The organism is Mycolicibacterium septicum DSM 44393 (assembly GCF_000455325.1).
Classification (GTDB): Bacteria; Actinomycetota; Actinomycetes; order Mycobacteriales; family Mycobacteriaceae; genus Mycobacterium; species Mycobacterium septicum.
On the sequence record NZ_HG322953.1, the window covers coordinates 317,616 to 336,388 of the forward strand.

At 62.8% G+C, this 18,773-nt stretch carries 14 protein-coding genes and 2 tRNA genes; 12 read left to right on the plus strand and 4 right to left on the minus strand.

The features are described 5' to 3' along the window. On the plus strand, positions 1-507 hold the full coding sequence (locus tag TX88_RS28420; RefSeq protein WP_044522650.1) for an MBOE_33420 family protein: 507 nt from the start codon (positions 1-3) through the stop codon (positions 505-507). 840 nt (positions 508-1,347) lie between these two features. On the opposite strand, the gene TX88_RS28425 is transcribed toward TX88_RS28420, so the two are convergent. Beyond that, positions 1,348-1,421, minus strand: a tRNA-Gly gene (locus TX88_RS28425). A gap of 126 nt (positions 1,422-1,547) precedes the next feature. Between TX88_RS28425 and TX88_RS28430 the strand changes: the two genes are divergently transcribed. The 5 genes from TX88_RS28430 (at position 1,548) to clpX (ending at position 6,128) form a co-directional block, all read left to right on the plus strand. Next, positions 1,548-1,621 (plus strand) — tRNA-Pro (locus TX88_RS28430). Between the two features lie 41 nt (positions 1,622-1,662). Then, a complete protein-coding gene (gene tig / locus TX88_RS28435) occupies positions 1,663-3,066 on the plus strand; it encodes a trigger factor (protein WP_044522652.1) in 1,404 nt (467 codons plus the stop codon). Positions 3,067-3,172: 106 nt separating this feature from the next. After that, complete coding sequence (locus TX88_RS28440) at positions 3,173-3,775, plus strand: ATP-dependent Clp protease proteolytic subunit (RefSeq protein ID WP_019345228.1); 603 nt, start codon at positions 3,173-3,175, stop codon at positions 3,773-3,775. Between the two features lie 20 nt (positions 3,776-3,795). After that, positions 3,796-4,431: an ATP-dependent Clp protease proteolytic subunit gene (gene clpP2 / locus TX88_RS28445; protein WP_209447138.1), complete on the plus strand. Its 636-nt coding sequence runs from the start codon at positions 3,796-3,798 to the stop codon at positions 4,429-4,431. A gap of 416 nt (positions 4,432-4,847) precedes the next feature. Beyond that, entirely contained in the window at positions 4,848-6,128 is a 1,281-nt protein-coding gene (clpX, locus tag TX88_RS28450; protein ID WP_044522656.1) for an ATP-dependent Clp protease ATP-binding subunit ClpX, read from the plus strand. Positions 6,129-6,177: 49 nt separating this feature from the next. On the opposite strand, the gene fdhD is transcribed toward clpX, so the two are convergent. Next, positions 6,178-7,002, minus strand: coding sequence for a formate dehydrogenase accessory sulfurtransferase FdhD (fdhD, locus tag TX88_RS28455; RefSeq protein WP_044522658.1), 825 nt, complete (start codon positions 7,000-7,002; stop codon positions 6,178-6,180). Continuing rightward, on the minus strand, positions 7,002-9,293 hold the full coding sequence (locus TX88_RS28460) for an FdhF/YdeP family oxidoreductase (protein WP_044522661.1): 2,292 nt from the start codon (positions 9,291-9,293) through the stop codon (positions 7,002-7,004). The genes fdhD and TX88_RS28460 overlap by 1 nt, the downstream gene beginning before the upstream one ends. A 116-nt stretch (positions 9,294-9,409) precedes the next feature. Here TX88_RS28460 and TX88_RS28465 point away from each other — a divergent pair, with 116 nt between their 5' ends. Continuing rightward, positions 9,410-10,351: a LysR family transcriptional regulator gene (locus tag TX88_RS28465; protein ID WP_044522664.1), complete on the plus strand. Its 942-nt coding sequence runs from the start codon at positions 9,410-9,412 to the stop codon at positions 10,349-10,351. 73 nt (positions 10,352-10,424) lie between these two features. Next, complete coding sequence (locus TX88_RS28470; RefSeq protein ID WP_044522667.1) at positions 10,425-12,602, plus strand: glutamine synthetase III family protein; 2,178 nt, start codon at positions 10,425-10,427, stop codon at positions 12,600-12,602. Between the two features lie 20 nt (positions 12,603-12,622). Here TX88_RS28470 and TX88_RS28475 read toward each other — a convergent pair whose 3' ends face one another. Next, positions 12,623-13,771: a tyrosine-type recombinase/integrase gene (locus tag TX88_RS28475; RefSeq protein ID WP_084622223.1), complete on the minus strand. Its 1,149-nt coding sequence runs from the start codon at positions 13,769-13,771 to the stop codon at positions 12,623-12,625. A 206-nt stretch (positions 13,772-13,977) separates the two neighbouring features. Here TX88_RS28475 and TX88_RS33570 point away from each other — a divergent pair, with 206 nt between their 5' ends. From TX88_RS33570 to TX88_RS28480, 4 genes are all read left to right on the plus strand, one after another. Further along, positions 13,978-14,187 (plus strand): helix-turn-helix transcriptional regulator, encoded by a 210-nt coding sequence (locus tag TX88_RS33570; protein WP_084622305.1) that lies wholly within the window; start codon positions 13,978-13,980, stop codon positions 14,185-14,187. A gap of 602 nt (positions 14,188-14,789) precedes the next feature. After that, positions 14,790-15,011 (plus strand): helix-turn-helix transcriptional regulator, encoded by a 222-nt coding sequence (locus TX88_RS34385; protein WP_162563225.1) that lies wholly within the window; start codon positions 14,790-14,792, stop codon positions 15,009-15,011. Continuing rightward, entirely contained in the window at positions 15,008-15,820 is an 813-nt protein-coding gene (locus tag TX88_RS34390) for a hypothetical protein (protein WP_162563226.1), read from the plus strand. Before TX88_RS34385 ends, TX88_RS34390 begins: the two co-directional genes overlap by 4 nt. A gap of 1,705 nt (positions 15,821-17,525) precedes the next feature. Next, positions 17,526-18,773: a terminase large subunit domain-containing protein gene (locus tag TX88_RS28480; RefSeq protein ID WP_322786877.1), complete on the plus strand. Its 1,248-nt coding sequence runs from the start codon at positions 17,526-17,528 to the stop codon at positions 18,771-18,773.

Below are 18,773 nucleotides of genomic sequence, written 5' to 3' on the forward strand. Positions count from 1 at the left end.
ATGAGAACGATGCTGGGAGTAGCCCTCGCGGCAAGCGTTCTGGCGCTGGGGTCGCCGATCGCTGATGCGGAGCGAATTGAACCACCGCCGCTGTACGGGCATTACAACCTGTTCATCGACTTCTCGAAGCAGACGTTCAACGGAATGCCGACACCGATGAATCCGATAACGGTGCCTGCCGAATTCACCACCACGTGCGACGCGAACGGATGTGTTGCGCGCATGGACAATACGGACGACCACGCCCGCAACCCGGGTGCCCCAGTGGCCTACGAGTACAGATGGAACAACAACCGCTGGGAAACGAGCGGTGAGTATCCCTATTTCTGCGATCGCAGCAACCCTGGTAGTGCCGTGCAGGCCCAGCGCTCGGACTACTGGATCCCGAACCCTGACGGCAGCTTCTTCGGGGAGCGCACCCTGGTCATCGGGGGAGCCGGATGCCCAGGTGAGGGGCCGGGCACCCACTGGCTGCCGATATCGCTGACACCCATCGACCCGGCCTAGGCCTTGGGTGGCCCGCTAACAGGTGCTGAATTCGTTTCATCTTGCGGTCGGGGTGGGTGTCGGCTGTGGTGCGGCGGTTGGTGTGGGGAGCGGTGCTTCAGGTGTGGGGAGCGGTGCGGCGGTTGGCGTGGGGAGCGGTGCTTCAGGTGTGGGACGCGGCGCTTCAGGTGTGGGGAGCGGTGCGGCAGGTGTGGGGAGCGGTGCGGCCGTTGGCGTCGGCTTTGGCCCCTGCTGCGGCGCTTGTTTCGTCGCCGGAGCGGGGCCGGCGGGGCAGAACTGGCCGACGGGCACAGTGTTTCCGTTGGCACACTGAATGCGGGGCAGTGGACAGAGTTGCCCGAACTCCACTGTGCTGCCGTCCAGGCAATCCACTGGAAACAGCGGGAACGACTCGTGGCCTAGCGGCCCGATGTCATGGGTCGCTGTGGGACTGGCAACGCTTGGCTGTGCGGCAGCGTGCTCGCGTAAGCCGCTGTGGTTCAGCTGTTGGCCGCAACCGACCGTCATCAGAACGGTGGTCACAGCAATCACCGCTGCGAGGATTTCCCTGTGCGAAAGCCCCATTGCTTCTCCCGGCCGTCACAGCCTTCCGGATGCCCTGACTCTAGGCCCGCGCAGCGTTGGGCGAGCGGGCTTCGGGGATATCAGCAAACGTCCGGCGAAGTACGTACGGGCATGTTCGCCAAGGACGTCGATGCAGTAGGAAGCCTCGATTCACGGGGGAGCGCAGCGCCGCCAGGCACGCTGACACCGTGACGATGACCGTTCGCCGGCGTCGGTCGCCAGATGGCCGAGCTGCGGCCCGACAAACAAAAAACCGCCCCATCGGGGCGGTCCTTGTGGAGCGGGCGACGGGAATCGAACCCGCGTAGCTAGTTTGGAAGACTAGGGCTCTACCATTGAGCTACGCCCGCATGTGCAGCATCAGCACTGTACCGGTGTGCCCCCGATCAAAGCCAATTGAATGCCCCGTGCCGTGAGCACGTAGTATCTCGCGTGGTCCGTTCGTGGGTTTTGCCGCGGCGGATGGACCACCACCACGGGGTGTAGCGCAGCTTGGTAGCGCATCCGCTTTGGGAGCGGAAGGCCGCAGGTTCAAATCCTGTCACCCCGACTCATCCGCCAATACGAGAGAACTATCTAGGAGCAGGAACAGTGAAGAGCACGGTCGAGCAGCTGAGCCCCACCCGGGTGCGCATCAATGTGGAGGTGCCCTTCACCGAGCTTGAGCCCGATTTCGAGCGCGCGTTCAAGGCGCTGGCCCAGCAGGTCCGCCTGCCCGGCTTCCGCCCGGGCAAGGCCCCGCGCAAGTTGCTGGAGGCCCGCGTCGGCCGCGGTGCGGTGCTGGAGCAGGTCGTCAACGACGCGCTGCCGAGCCGCTACAGCGAGGCCGTCTCGGCCTCCGACGTCAAGCCGCTGGGTCAGCCCGAGATCGAGGTGACCAAGCTGGAGGACGGCCAGGAGCTGGCGTTCACCGCCGAGGTCGACGTGCGTCCCGAGATCACCCTGCCCGAGTTCGACGCGCTCAAGATCACCGTCGACCCGATCCAGGTGGACGATGACGAGGTCGACGCCGAGCTGCAGTCGCTGCGCGCCCGTTTCGGCACCCTGACCGGCGTCGAGCGCGGTGCCCAGGAAGGCGACTTCGTCTCGATCGATCTGTCGGCCACCGTCGACGGCACCGAGGTTCCCGAGGCCGCCACCGAGGGTCTGTCGCACGAGGTCGGTTCCGGTCAGCTGATCGAGGGCCTCGATGACGCGATCACCGGCCTGAAGGTCGGCGAGTCCAAGGTCTTCACCACCAAGCTGGCCGCCGGTGAGTACGCCGGCAAGGACGCCGACGTGACAGTGACCGTGAAGTCGGTCAAGGAGCGCGAGCTGCCCGAGGCCGACGACGACTTCGCCCAGCTGGCAAGCGAATTCGACACCATCGGCGAGCTCAAGGAGAGCCTCACCGACCAGGTCAAGCGGGTCAAGAGCGTGCAGCAGGCCGAGCAGATCCGCGACAAGGCCATCGAGGCGCTGCTGGAGCAGACCGAGGTTCCGCTGCCGGAGAAGATCGTTCAGGCCCAGATCGACGACGCCCTGCACAACGCGATCCACGGCCTCGACCACGACGAGGACAAGTTCGCCGAGCAGCTGACCGAACAGGGCAGCAGCCGTGAGGAATTCGACGCCGAGAACAAGACGAACGCCGAAAAGGCCGTCAAGACCCAGCTTTTGATGGATGCCGTCGCCGACAAGCTCGATATCCAGGTCGGCCAGAACGACCTCACCGAGCGTCTCGTGCTGATGTCGCGTCAGTACGGCATCGAGCCCCAGCAGCTGATCCAGATCCTGCAGCAGAACAACCAGCTGCCGGCCATGTTCGCCGACGTGCGTCGCGGCCTGACCATCGCCGCTGTGGTGCACGCCGCCACCGTGACCGACACCGACGGCACCGTGATCGACACCGCCGAGTTCTTCGGCCCGGCCGAGGCCGCGCAGGCCGAGGGCGAGCAGGCTGACGAGGCCGCTGCCGACGAGGCCACCGACAAGGATGCTGACGCCGCTGAATGACGCTGTGAGCGAACGCGCCCCCGTACGGGAGTGCGTGATGCCCCAGTTTCGTTAGTGTCGTCAGTACCAACGCGTGAGAGAAAGCAGGTATCCAGTCGTGACTGACATGCGTTCGAACGGGAGCGGGTTCAGCCTCGTCGACTCCGTCTATGAGCGCTTGCTTGCCGAGCGGATCATCTTCCTGGGTTCCCAAGTGGACGACGACATCGCCAACAAGCTGTGCGCGCAGATCCTGTTGCTGTCGGCGGAGGATCCGACCAAGGACATCCACCTCTACATCAACTCGCCGGGCGGCTCGATCAGCGCCGGTATGGCCATCTACGACACCATGGTGCTGGCCCCCTGCGATGTCGCGACCTACGCGATGGGCATGGCGGCCTCGATGGGTGAGTTCCTGCTCGCCGCCGGCACCAAGGGCAAGCGTCACGCCCTGCCGCACGCCCGGGTCCTGATGCACCAGCCGCTCGGTGGCGTCACCGGCAGTGCCGCGGACATCGCCATCCAGGCCGAGCAGTTCCACGTCATCAAGAAGGAAATGTTCCGGCTCAACGCGGAGTTCACCGGCAAGTCAGTCGAGCAGATCGAGGCCGACTCCGACCGCGACCGCTGGTTCACGGCGCAGGAGGCTCTGGAGTACGGCTTCGTCGACCACATCATCACCAGCGCCAACCTCAATGGTTCGGGCCCGACGGCAGGACTGGACAAGTGACCGATCGCATTCATCCGTCATTGGACCCCCGCGTGCAGCCCCAGGCTCGCTACATCCTGCCGTCGTTCATCGAGCACAGCAGCTTCGGTGTCAAGGAATCGAACCCGTACAACAAGCTGTTCGAGGAGCGCATCATCTTCCTCGGCGTGCAGGTGGACGACGCGTCGGCCAACGACATCATGGCCCAGCTGCTCGTGCTGGAGTCGCTGGATCCCGATCGCGACATCACCATGTACATCAACTCGCCGGGTGGCTCGTTCACCTCGCTGATGGCGATCTACGACACCATGCAGTACGTGCGCGCCGACATCCAGACGGTGTGCCTCGGGCAGGCCGCCTCGGCTGCCGCGGTGCTGCTGGCCGCCGGTACCCCGGGTAAGCGTCTGGCCCTGCCGAACGCCCGGGTGCTGATCCACCAGCCGTCGCTGGGTGGAGTGATCCAGGGTCAGTTCTCGGACCTGGAGATCCAGGCCGCCGAGATCGAGCGGATGCGCACCCTGATGGAGACCACCCTGGCCCGCCACACCGGCAAGGATCCCGAGCAGGTCCGCAAGGACACTGACCGCGACAAGATCCTCACCGCGGCGCAGGCCAAGGACTACGGGATCATCGACACGGTCCTGGAGTACCGCAAGTTGTCCGCGCAGGGCAGCTAGCACGGCCGGCAATTCCAGCGGCAACCCCTGATCCGATGACACACGCCCTGCCCGGTGACCTCCGGTGCGGGGCGTGCGTCGTCACGGAGAAGGTTGGAAACCCCGCTGACCTGCGGTCGCGGCGGCGTAGCAGCGTCGTCGGTACCCTCGACCACGGCGAATGTCACCTAGGGCCACGTCGTTCGGCTATTCGCCGGCGTCCCGTAACGACACGCCAAGGTCACAGTCAGCGTGCCGCCGGGTGACGAGCCGCCAGGAGAGATATGTTCTCCTGCACACGAACAAATACCACCGGAGCGATTCGGCCTTATCGGTCGCACCGCGACGGAACGAACGGGTAGCGTCGGGTTTACGCCCGAAGTAACCCAGCAAGTGGCGTAACGACCGACTGCAAACAGGAAGTAGGACCCCCCCACATGGCGCGCATTGGAGACGGCGGTGACCTGCTGAAGTGCTCGTTCTGCGGCAAGAGTCAAAAGCAGGTCAAAAAGCTCATTGCCGGTCCGGGCGTGTACATCTGCGACGAGTGCATCGATCTGTGCAACGAGATCATCGAGGAGGAACTCGCCGACGCTGACGACGTCAAGCTCGACGAGCTGCCCAAACCCGCGGAGATCCGGGACTTCCTCGAGGGCTACGTCATCGGTCAGGACACCGCGAAACGCACGCTGGCGGTGGCTGTCTACAACCACTACAAGCGCATCCAGGCCCAGGAGAAGTCGCGTGATTCGCGCTCTGAGCCGGTCGAGCTGACCAAGTCCAACATCCTGATGCTGGGCCCCACCGGCTGCGGTAAGACGTATCTGGCGCAGACCCTGGCCAAGATGCTCAACGTGCCGTTCGCCATCGCCGATGCCACCGCGCTGACCGAGGCCGGCTATGTGGGCGAGGACGTCGAGAACATTCTGCTCAAGCTGATTCAGGCAGCCGACTACGACGTCAAGCGCGCCGAGACCGGCATCATCTACATCGACGAGGTCGACAAGATCGCCCGCAAGAGCGAGAACCCGTCGATCACCCGCGATGTCTCCGGCGAGGGCGTGCAGCAGGCCCTGCTGAAGATCCTCGAAGGCACCCAGGCGTCGGTCCCGCCGCAGGGCGGCCGCAAGCATCCGCACCAGGAATTCATCCAGATCGACACCACCAACGTGCTGTTCATCGTGGCGGGTGCGTTCGCGGGCCTGGAGAAGATCGTCTCCGACCGGGTCGGCAAGCGCGGTCTGGGCTTCGGTGCCGAGGTGCGGTCCAAGGCCGAGATCGACACCCAGGACCATTTCGCCGAGGTGATGCCCGAGGACCTGATCAAGTTCGGTCTGATCCCCGAGTTCATCGGCCGTCTGCCGGTCGTGGCCTCGGTGACCAACCTGGACAAGGAGTCCTTGGTCAAGATCCTCTCCGAGCCGAAGAACGCTCTGGTCAAGCAGTACGTCCGCCTGTTCGAGATGGACGGAGTGGAGCTGGAGTTCACCGAGGAGGCGCTGGAGGCGATCGCCGATCAGGCCATCCACCGTGGCACCGGTGCCCGCGGCCTGCGCGCCATCATGGAGGAAGTCCTGCTGCCGGTGATGTACGACATCCCCAGCCGCGACGACGTCGCCAAGGTGGTTGTCACCAAGGAGACCGTCCAGGACAACGTCCTGCCGACCATCGTGCCGCGTAAGCCGTCGCGTTCGGAGCGGCGCGACAAGTCCGCGTAACCGGCAAGAGCAAAAGCCCCGCTACGGCGGGGCTTTTGCATTCGGCGGATCAGCGGGTGATGCGGTCGGGGCGGGTGTAGACGTTCATCGAGTCGCCCCGCAGGAAGGCCACCAGCGTCAGGCCGGACTGGCCGGCCAGATCGACGGCCAGGGAGGACGGCGCCGACACCGCGGCCAGGATCGGGATACCCGCCATCACGGCCTTCTGGGTGAGCTCGAACGAGGCCCGGCCGCTGACCAGGAGCACCGTGGCGGTCGACGGAATCCGGCTGTTCTCCAGCGCCCAGCCGATCACCTTGTCCACGGCGTTGTGTCTGCCGATGTCCTCGCGGACGACGAGCATGGTGCCATCGACGGAGAACAGCGCAGCGGCGTGCAGGCCGCCAGTGCTGTTGAAGACCTTCTGCGCATCGCGCAGTTGCGCGGGCATCGCCGAGAGCACCGCGGCGGGAACCGTCGACGGGTCATCGCCGGGGCAGTGCTTGCTGCTCAACCGCACTGCCTCCAGTGAGGCCTTGCCGCACACCCCGCACGACGAGGTGGTGTAGAAGTTGCGCGTCACGTCAACGTCGGGCTTGGGCACGCCAGGGGCCAGGGTCGCGTCCAACACGTTGTAGCTGTTGACCCCGTCCACGTCGGCGCCCCGGCAATAGCGCACGGACACCAGGTCTTCACGCTGTGCGATCAAGCCCTCGGTCAGTAGAAACCCTTGGGCCAATTCGACATCGGCGCCCGGGGTTCGCATCGTGACGGTGATGGGTGAGCCGTCGACGCGGATCTCCAGCGGTTCCTCGACCACCAGGGTTTCCGGGCGGGCCTCAGCCGTGGCGCCGGTCAGGTGGTGGGCGCGACGGCGCGCGGTGACCCGGCCCACTAGGCCCGCTCCAACCGGATGACGACGGCCTTCGACACCGGTGTGTTCGACTTCTTCGCGGTGTGATCGAGCGGCACAAGTGGATTGGTCTCGGGATAGTAGGCGGCGGCATTTCCGGCCGGTGTGGAGTACGGAACGATCAGGAAATCCTTGGCGCGCCGCTCCTGTCCCTCGAATTCGGACACCAGATCCACGCGGTCGCCCTCGGCGAAACCCAGCGCCTCGATGTCGGCGGGATTGACGAACACCACGCGGCGCCCGCCCTTGACCCCGCGGTAACGGTCGTCCAGGCCGTAGATGGTGGTGTTGTACTGGTCGTGGCTGCGCAGGGTCTGCAGCACCAGGCGACCCTCGGGCACCGGTACCCATTCCAGCGGCTGAACCGAGAAGTTGGCTTTCCCTGTGGTGGTGCGGAATTCGCGGGAATCGCGAGGAGGGTGGGGAAGCTGGAACCCGTCGGGCTGACGCACCTTGCGGTTGTAGTTCTCGCAGCCGGGCACCACGTCGGCGATCGCGTCACGGACGCGGTCGTAGTCGGCATTGAACTGCTCCCAGGGCACCGGGTGGTCCGGGCCCATTACCGCGCGAGCCAGCTGGCAGACGATCGCCACCTCGCTGCGCAAGTGCTCGCTCGGCGGTGTCAGGCTGCCGCGGGACAGGTGCACCATCGACATCGAATCCTCAACGGACACCATCTGTTTCCCACCGGCCTGGAAATCCTTGTCGGTGCGTCCCAGCGTGGGCAGGATCAGTGCGGTGCGGCCGTGCACCAGATGACTGCGGTTGAGCTTCGTCGAAATCTGAACGGTCAGAGCGCAGCTGCGCAGCGCGGCCTCGGTGACCTCGGTGTCGGGCGTGGCCGAGACGAAGTTGCCGCCCATCCCGATGAACACGCCGGCCCGGCCGTCGCGCATGGCCCGGATGGCGTCGACGGTGTCGTAGCCGTGCTTGCGGGGGCTGGCGATCCCGAATCGGTCGTCGAGCGCATCCAGGAATTTGTCGGGCATCTTCTCCCAGATGCCCATGGTCCGGTCGCCTTGGACGTTGGAATGGCCGCGCACCGGGCACACCCCGGCGCCGGGCTTGCCGATCATGCCGCGCAGCAACAGCAGGTTGGTGGCCTCACCGATGGTGGCCACCGCATGGTGATGCTGGGTCAGGCCCATCGCCCAGCACACCACCGTGCGCTCGGACATAGCCAGCAGGTCGGCCACCCGCTGCAGCTGAGCCCGGTCGACGCCGCTGGCCTCGGTCACCGTGTCGAGGTCCACGCCGCGGGTCTGGGCGGCGTACTCGTCGTATCCGGCGCAGTGCGCGGCGATGAACTCGCGATCCAGCACCGTACCGGGGGCTCGGTCTTCGGCCTCCAGCAGCAGCCGGCCCAGGCCGGCGAACAGCGCCATGTCCCCGCCGATGCGGATCTGCACGAACTCGTCGGCGATCGAGACGCCGTGCCCGACGACACCGTTTACCTTCTGCGGGTCCTTGAACCGGATGAGCCCGGCCTCGGGAAGCGGGTTGATCGCAACGATCTTGGCGCCGTTGGCTTTTGCCTTCTCCAGCACCGACAGCATGCGTGGGTGGTTCGTGCCCGGATTCTGCCCGGCGATCAGGATCAGGTCGGCCTCGGTGACGTCCTCGACGGTGACGGAGCCCTTGCCGATCCCGATCGACTCGGTCAGCGCGGTGCCCGAGGATTCGTGGCACATGTTCGAGCAGTCGGGCAGGTTGTTGGTGCCGAAGCTGCGGACCATCAGCTGATAGAGGAACGCGGCCTCGTTGCTGGTGCGTCCGGAGGTGTAGAACAGCGCCTCGTCGGGGGAGGCGAGCGCATTGAGGTGTTCGGCGATCAGACGGTAGGCGTCATCCCATTCGATGGGCCGGTAGTGCTCGTCACCGGGTGCGAGCACCATCGGCCGGCTCAGCCGCCCCTGCTGGGAAAGCCAGTACTCGGGCTTGGTCTCGAGCTCGGCGACACTGTGCCGGGCGAAGAACTCCGGTGTCACCACCCGCTTGGTGGCCTCCTCGGCGACCGCTTTGGCGCCGTTTTCGCAGAACTCGGCCAGCTTGCGGCCGCCGTGCTCCTCGGGCCACGCGCAACCCGGGCAATCGAACCCGTGTCGCTGGTTGAGCCTGGTCAACGCGGCGGCAGTGCGCAGCGGACCCATCTGCTCGAAGCCCCGTCGCATGCTGACCAGGACTGCCTCGACCCCGGCTGCTTCGTGCTTGGCGCCGGTGCTGATGACGTTGTGCTCGTCGTAATCGGCATCGATGTCCTTGGCACGGGTCATGAACCCAATCTAGTCCCCGAAAACTGCGGGCTGCGCCGGTTGGCGGGCCTCGACATTCGATATTTCACATGCAGTGATAGATGCTTTCTATCGAACGGCGACGAATGCGAGGAGCCATGGCGAGTGACGTGCTGCTACAGCAGCTCGACTACCTTCTGGCGCTCGCGACCGAGCGGCACTTCGGCCGGGCGGCCGCACGGTGCCATGTGAGTCAGCCGACGCTGTCGGTGGCGATCCGCCGGCTGGAGCGCGAGTTGGGCATCGTCATCGTGCAGCGGGGACACCGGTTCGAAGGATTCACCGAGGAAGGGCAGCGCGTCGTGACGTGGGCGCAGCGGATCGTCGCGGAGCGCGACGACATGCTCGCCGACATCGACCGCATGCGCGGACGGTTGACCGTCACGGCCCGGATCGGTGCGATACCGACGGCGGTGCCCACCGGCCCGTTCATCACAACCGAATTTCTGCGCCGCAACCCGGCGGCGTCCGTGCGCATCGAAGCCTTGTCGTCCCGTGAGATCGCCCGGCGGTTGGCCGATTTCGAGATCGACGCCGGGCTGACCTACCTCGATGACGAAACCCCACCCGGAACCACCTCGGTGGAGATGTACCGGGAGCGCTATGTCTTGATCGCGCCGGCCGATCATGCGCTGATGCACCAGCCCGAGATCGCGTGGTCGGACGCGGCCGGACTGCAACTCTGCCTGCTGACCACCACGATGCGGAACCGGCGCATCCTCGATGCCAACATGGCCGCCGAAGGGGTGCGCTATCGCCCTGTGGTGGAGGCGGATTCGGTCGACGCGCTCTATGCGCACCTGACGAACTCGCCACGCGCGACCATCGCCTCCACCGCATGGTTGCCACAACTCGGGGTGCCTCCAGGCTTTGCCGCGCGGCCGATGGTGCAGCACGGTCCGCGTCCGGCGATCGGACTGGTGGTGCTCGACCGCGAACCCGCCTCGATCGTCGCGGCCGCGCTCGTCGAGGTCGCCACCGATCTAGATCTGAGCACCACGATCGATGCCGGGCCCGTTACCGGTGATTTGAACCGTTGACGCGGCCGTAACAAGTTTGCCACAGGACGCTCCTACGGTTGGCCGGTCAAGCACACGTGGTGATAGGAACACTATGAGCGGAAACGCAGTTCGTTTGCAGGCGATCAACAACGTCGAGGCCTACGTGCCGCCGGCCATCAGCTTCGACCCCACCGAAGCACCCGGCCAGATCTTCGGCGCCAACGTTTTCACCAAGGCCGAGATGCAGCTGCGGCTGCCGAAGTCCGTATACAAATCAGTCGTCGCGACCATCGAGAAGGGCGCGAAGCTGGACCCCGCGGTTGCCGACGCTGTCGCCTCGGCGATGAAGGATTGGGCGCTGTCCAAGGGCGCCACCCACTATGCGCACGTCTTCTACCCGATGACCGGGCTGACCGCCGAAAAGCACGACAGTTTCCTTGAACCGGTCTCCGACGGCCAGACGCTGGCCGAGTTCGCCGGCAAGACGTTGATCCAGGGCGAACCCGATGCGTCCAGTTTCCCGTCCGGCGGTCTGCGCAGCACCTTCGAGGCGCGCGGTTACACCGGCTGGGATGTCACCAGCCCGGCCTACATCCTGGAGAACCCGAACGGCAACACGTTGTGCATCCCGACCGTCTTCGTGTCGATGACCGGCGAGGCGCTGGACTACAAGACCCCGCTGCTGCGCAGTCAGCAGGCGATGGGCGTGCACGCCGAGCGGATCCTGAAGCTGTTCGGCCACACCGACCTGGCGAAGGTGGTGTCGTTCTGCGGCCCCGAGCAGGAGTACTTCCTGGTGGACCGGCACTTCTTCCTGGCACGTCCGGACCTGGTGAACGCCGGCCGAACCCTCTTCGGCGCCAAACCGCCGAAGGGGCAGGAGTTCGACGACCACTACTTCGGTGCGGTGCCCGAGCGGGTGCTGGGCTTCATGATGGACACCGAGCGGGAGCTGTTCAAACTCGGCATCCCCGCCAAGACCCGGCACAACGAAGTGGCTCCGGCGCAGTTCGAGGTCGCGCCGATGTTCGAGCGGGCCAACATCGCCTCCGATCATCAGCAGCTGCTGATGACGGTGTTCAAGACCATCGCCAAGAAACACGGCATGGAGTGTCTGTTCCACGAGAAGCCGTTCGCCGGGGTCAATGGGTCGGGTAAGCATGTGAATTTCTCGGTGGGCAACGCCGAGCTGGGATCACTGCTGGTGCCCGGCGACACCCCGCACGAGAACGCTCAGTTCCTGGTGTTCTGCGCGGCGATCATCCGGGCCGTGCACAAGTTCGGTGGGCTCCTGCGAGTGTCGGTCGCCTCGGCCACCAACGACCACCGCCTTGGCGCCAACGAGGCGCCCCCGGCCATCATCTCGATCTTCCTCGGCGAGCAGTTGGCCGACGTCTTCGAGCAGATCGCCAAGGGCGCCGCGACCTCGTCCAAGGGCAAGGGCGTCATGCACATCGGCGTCGACACCCTGCCGAGCCTGCCGACCGACCCGGGCGACCGCAACCGCACCAGCCCGTTCGCGTTCACCGGCAACCGATTCGAGTTCCGCGCGCCCGGTTCGGGACAGACCGTCGCCGTGCCGATGATCGTGATCAACACCATCATCGCCGACTCGTTCGACTACATGGCGACAGTCCTGGAGAAGGCAGTCGGCGACGGCGAGGATTTCGACTCCGCGGTTCAGACACTGCTGACCGAGATCATCACCGATCACGGTGCGGTGGTGTTCAACGGGGACGGGTACTCGGAGAACTGGCAGATCGAAGCCGCCGAGCGGGGACTGCCGAACCTCAAGACCACACTCGACGCCATCCCGGAACTGATCAAGCCCGAGGCCATCGAGGTGTTCGAGAAGTACGGCGTATTCAGCGAGCGGGAGTTGCACAGCCGCTACGAGGTCCGGTTGGAGCAGTACGCGCTGACGATCGCCGTCGAGGCGAAGCTGACCCTGGAGGTCGGCTCCACGGTGGTGCTGCCCGCCGCGATGCGCTACCAGACCGAGCTCGCGCAGAACATCGCCGCGCTGAAAGCGGCCGGCGTAGAGCCGAGTATGACTCTGCTGGAGGCGGTTTCGGCCCCGATCGCCGACTTGTCGGCTGCGCTTGCGAGCCTGAAGGCGGCGCTGGCCGATCACTCCGCGGAGACGGCCGTCGATGAAGCGGCGCATGCTCGCGATGTGCTGTTGCCGGCGATGGACGCGGTACGCACTGCCGCCGACGCACTGGAGGGCATCGTGGCCGACGACCTGTGGCCGCTGCCGACCTATCAGGAGATGCTCTACATCCTCTGAACACGCTGGTAACGGGGCATTTATTGTGTCTGGGTCCGCACCCGGTCCGCAGTAAGTGCCTCGTTCAGCATCTGGGCCGCAGCGTTGCGTGTCCGGTCCTCCGCCTTGGGCCACAAGTGCGAGTACGTGTTCAGTGTCAATGACGCAGAACCGTGCCCCATGGCCCGCTGAACGGTCACCACGTCGCACCCGGCAGCAATCAGACCTGAGGCGTAGAAGTGCCGTAGATCGTGCAGTCGGAAACTGACCTTGGCTGAGTCACGTGTCTTGCCCCACAGGTACCCCGCCGAATTCTGGTGTAGGGGGTCATCACCCTCGCCGGGGAACATCCAACGGTCTGAATCATCACCGGGGCAATGCATCCGAACATGCTCGGAAAGCATGGTCACAAGATCTTGGGGTAGGTAGACGGTCCGCTCAGAGCCGTACTTGGGTGGCCTAATGTCCACGCCGCCACCTTTGGTGACTTGTGCCTGCCGCTGTATATGAACCTCGCGGCGCATGAAGTCAATGTCTGAGACCTTCAGTCCTGCAGCTTCTCCGAGCCGGAGGCCACCGAAAGCACACAGTGCTACGAAAGCCGTGAATTGTTCAGGCGCGCAGCGAAGTACCTCACCTACCTGCGCCGTGGTGGGAATGACCATTGCGGCCTCAGCTTTCCGCGCCCGGGGAAGCGTTGTCGATGTAGTCACATCGAACGGAATAGCCCTGTCGGCAACGGCAGCGCGGATCGCAGCGCGGATATGGTCGAACCGTGATCGAACAGTGTTGGGTGCCAGTGGTTTATCGACCATCGCCTTAACCCATGACTGGATATGGCTGGGCCGCAGCCGTTCTAGTGGCACATCACCGAAAGTGACACAACCGATTGCCTGGTCGACTTTCCGCACGGTGCCGGGTGCCCACACTTGGGTTTCACGCCACTGGTCAAAGAACTGTTTGAACGTGAGCTTGCCAGTTGTGTTGGCGTATTCACCGCGTGCGACTGACTTGAGGTGTGCTTTGGCCGCTTTCTCACTTGCGAAGCTGGCCGACCGTTCTTTGCCGTCGTCGTCTACCCAACGTGCGCGGTAACGCTTGCCTTGCCCGTTGCGGGCCTTGGGCTGGCCGTCGCTATCAAACCAACGGTCCTCGATATAGCCCAAGTCTGAGGGGTTGCGCTTGCTCATGGGCAAATCGTACGCCTCAGCGGTTCTGCCAGGACCGATTGCGAATACTGCCTGGTCAGAGGTGGGAACGGGGTCAAACCGGGTAAAACCGAATGGCGTTATCATGGTGAGTTGGTTATGCACGAACTTGGAGGAGAACCGAGTATGACCATGGGCCAATGGCCCAAGGCGTGACCCGTGCGAAACGGGACCACAAGGGAGACAACATGTCTCTTGAACAACTGTCTGAAATACCCGATGTTGCAGAGGTTTCCGCGTACGCGGGTATCCCAGAGGCGACACTGAGGTGGTACCGCAGCAAGGGTAAAGGTCCGCGTTCATTCCGCGTGGGTCGCAAGATCCGCTATCGCAAAGCTGACGTTCTGGCTTGGTTGGACGAGCAGGAGCGGACCACGGCAAAGGGTGGCGTTCGATGAGCACCCGTTCGTCTGTCACGAAAACCGTTCCCGGCAACTTCTGTCTGGGGGAGTGCGACACCCGAGAAGCTGGGGCAGTGTGGCGGTCGATGGGGTCTGATTGAAAACAGCTTTTGCGCTTCTTTTCTCTCCTCTTCTTTGCTGTTCTATTCTGTTCTCTTCTCTTCTAGGCTCCAACCGCACGCGTTGACCTGCGCGTATCACGCTTTTGTCACGCTCTTGTCACGCGTGACAGAAGTACGGTTCTGAGCTGGTCGGCAAAACGTAGGTCGCTTCGCTCCAGCCTAGAGGGCGGAGTAGGTGAGTTCCGTTGACCAGCTTGACATCTGTCCTGATCGCTATGTGTGATTTCCGCTGGTCAGGCCTAGAACCACACGGTGCGACAATTAGATCAGCGACGACACAAGAGAGGCCACGTGAGCGCATTTTGGGCACAGTCTCGACAGAGCCGGAACAGCTGTAATTTCACTCCTAGCAACGTATTCGGGTGTATACTTAAGGTGAATACAAGCGAGGTATGTCATCTCTCGCCAACCCCAGTAGATACATCTGAGTTATCTATTACATTGGGGCACAGCACTATTGGAGCATCGAGGCTCGCTATGTCCGCGAAACTGATGGAACTGACACGTCGAGGTCGGCTGGAAATTGACGGTGCCGCCGAAATTCTTGGTGTGACGCCACGGACGCTATATGACTGGCGTGCAAAGGGTTACGGCCCTAAGTCGGTCAAGTACGCGGGCAAGCTCTGGTACACCGCAGAGGATTGCTACCGCTTCATTGCCGACATCGAGGCCGCGACGGCGAAGGGCTCGGGCCTGTGAGCGACATCAACACTGTCAACGTGAATTTGGATATCAACCCTGCGCTTTGGGCCGCTGACCGACGCGTCCAGCAACACTTGCCACCTGAGTACACGCTGGCTTTCATCAACCTTATGCTTCATGCGATGCGGCTCTCGGCTACGTCTGAAAGTGGTTACACGGATGGCGAATTCAGCCTCTCGGGGGCAATACTGCGGGTAGAACATCTCACCGATGATGCTGTTGAGGCCATCGCGAGCGCGGGACTTGCGTGGCAAGTTGAAAATGACACTTGGGCAGTAGATTTCGTCACTCCTCAAACCCCACATGAAGCGCTACAGTCCAGTGCGGATGCACGAGAGCGTGCCGGAAAAACCAAGCACGACAGGGCAATAGTCGCCAAGACAGCACAAAATGAGGTAGCGGCGAAGGTGCAACACAGGCGCGAGATGGATAAGGAACGTCAGCGCCGACACCGTGATTTGCTTGCAGAAGCGCCAGAAACCGACACCTACACAAAACCACTCGTTGAGGATGCTGACGCACTACGGGACCATACAGGGACCGATACGCCACCGGCTATTGACGTTGCAGAACCACGGGCAGAATTGGACACGGCGAAGATGAAATGTAGCAAGTGTGACAACTGGCACTACACCACCGTGGACGGTATCCCGTTGTGCTGGAAATGCTACGACGCAATTGAGCGTGGGCAGCGCCCGAAGTGCAACCGGACCGGCTGCGAAAGTTACGCCACACCAGGCGATGACATCTGCTACACGCACTATCGCGAGGAGCTTGAGACATGGCCGCGACCACTATCCGCGTAGTCTGCCCACACTGCGGACGCAGCATTGCCCTAGTCCGTGATGGGGAAATCGCACTACACGGTAAAGCCAAGTACCCCGGTCAATTCCGTGCGACACGTCCACGGTGCCCAGCATCGCGTATGACGCCCTTCGATCCAACGGTCGGAATCACAGAACGTCAGCTCGAATTCGCACGCCATTGCTGGAACAACGGTGACGCGCTACCCGTAGCACGCTTGCTCGGTGTTGAGTACCCACAGCCTGACATGTCCGGTCTATGCGTCGACCATAGCCTTGCTCACCTTGTGCAGTGTGCACGCAATTGGATTAGTGAGGTAGTGCGGGACTATCGGCTAGGGGTACCAGCGTGAGTGCATACGTAGACATTGATCCGCACTGTGTGCGCAGGACCAAGTCAGCACAACCAACCATCGAGACACGTCCCCACACTGTCCACGTCCTAGCCAACACGGGCGCACAGATGGATCTTGTATTCGACTGTGGCACGGAACAACCCGTGCACGTCGTGACACTGACACGTGACCTATGCGTGTCGCTCCGGGAAGCGCTCGACCGAAAGCTCACGGCCACAAGATGAACCAAACCTTTTACACAGCAATAAGTGTCGACGGTGCGGTGGTCGGAGTAGGTGAGACTGCCATTCACGCACTCACGTTCGCACATCCAGACAACACCGTGTCTCATATTGCGATGGATACCAGCTTGCTTACCAATCTGATTGACCTATTGCAACGCATGCAAGCCAAAGCGCTTGACCACGAATATGATTGAGTACGTACCCGTTGAGAACTACCCACGTGCACACATAGGCCAGCAAGTGAACGTAGACGGAATCCGCTGTCGCATTGTGGGATACGTGCCAGCAGGAAATGTGTGGGAAGTTCAACCATCAAGCCGTGCCTAGTTTGTGGTGAACCGTCGCCCAACTCTCGATGTGATGAACACCGAATGAGGAAAGTCACTCCAAGTTCGACGGCACGAGGCTATCCGGCATGGTGGCAAAAACTCTCCGAGCAAGCACGCAAGATCCAGCCGTGGTGCACCGATTGCGGTAGCACCGAAAACCTAGGTGTGGACCATTCCCCGCAAGCATGGGAGAAAGTCGAACGGGGAAAGCGACTCACCCTCAAAGACTTTCGAAATGGATCGCTCGCAGTGGTATGCGCGAGCTGCAATCGGAAACGTGGCGCAGCACGAGGCGTAAACGTCCAACGCCAATCGTGAGCCATTCTTTTCCCATTGTTCAGCAATGCGGCAAATGGTGAAACACCAGCTCGCACACCGTGTTTGAACCTAGATACGAACACACCCGCGTTGAGCAGCGACAACACCACACCCACCAGTGAGCCAACAGCCGAGCAAACAACGCTGATCAACGGTATCTATGCAGGTGGGGAGTACCCCCTGAGTGGCCATCGCTTCCCGACACCCCGGCTAAAGCGAGCACGGAATTAATTGAGGATCAAACCGGATGAGTTTCAGGATTTAGCTAATGGACCGGGGTCCTAAGTCTCAGGCCGACAGTTCACCGTTGCCGTGGCGTCCTCGCGGTACCGAGTCGCAGCGTTTCGCCCAGTTCTGCCGTCGTTTCCTACGTGTCCCGCATGGTTATGGCGCGGGTAAGCCTCTCGTGCTGCGGGATTGGCAGATCGGCCTAGTGGGCAGTGTGCTTGATCGTTCGCCGCGACCACGGCTAGCGGGCTGGATGATTGGGCGCGGTAATGGCAAGTCGAGTTTGCTTGCGGCGCTGGCGGTTTACGAACTGTTCACGGGTGCAGATGGTGGCTCGATTGTGGTTTGTGCACGTAATCAGGATCAAGCACAGATCATTTTCACGCTGGCCCGCACTCTGGTCGAAACATCGCCAGAGCTGTTGGCGCGGTGCCAAGTTGGACGCGAGCGGCTGTACGTGCCACGTAACCGGTCTGACTTTCGCTGTCTGGTGAGCGAGCCGGAATCGCTTGAGGGATTGAACTATTCGCTGTGCCTGGTGGATGAGCTTGGCGTTACCCCGCGTGAAACGGTCGAGGTGCTCATGTTGGCGCTGGGTAAGCGTCCAGTGTCGACGCTGGTAGGCATTGGCACACCCGGCCCCGATCCGACAGACAGCGTATTGACCGACTGGCGCAACATGCACCACGAGCTGGGCGACGACTTCATTGTGTGGCGTGAGTTTTCCGCAGAGGGGTACCAGTCTCACCCTGTGGACTGCGAGCACTGCGCACGCCTTGCGAACCCCGCTTATGGCGATTTTCTAGACCCTGACTCTTTCCGAATTTTGGTTAAGACTACTCGTGAGAACAGTTTTCGCCGCTCTAGGCTGTGTCAGTTCGTCAACGACACGATGGGGGAGTTCCTACCTCTGGGCCTTTGGGATTCACTCTCGACCGACTCGCCGGTCCCTGACGGTTCGGAGGTTGTTCTAGCCCTGGATGGTTCGTTCAACAACGACTCCACCGGTCTACTGGTCGCCTCTGTGGAGACGGTACCGCACGTGGACGTTGTCGCCCTGTGGGAGAACCCCGGCGATAAGAGCTGGCGCTCACCCGTGCTTGAGGTTGAGGACGCGATTAGAGAGGCCTGCAAACGCTGGAATGTAAGGGAATTGGTGGCCGATCCGTTCCGGTTCACCCGCACTTTGCAAGTCCTGGCCGCTGAAGGCATTCCGGTGATGGAGTTTCCACACTCACCGTCTCGCCTCACTGCCGCCACCACGGACCTGTATAAGGCTTGCACGAACGCCGGTCTGACGCATAGCGGCGATGCACGTTTAGCAGCTCACGTCAGCAATGCTGTTGTGGTTCAAGACAGTCGGGGTATGCGACTCGACAAGGCGTCTCGCAGCGTGCACGCACACAAGATCGACCTTGCGGCGTGTCTGGTGATGGGCTATTCGCGTGCGAGCTGGCTTGCCTCTCATCCTAAGAAGCATTACCGCGCCGGATCGTGGTAA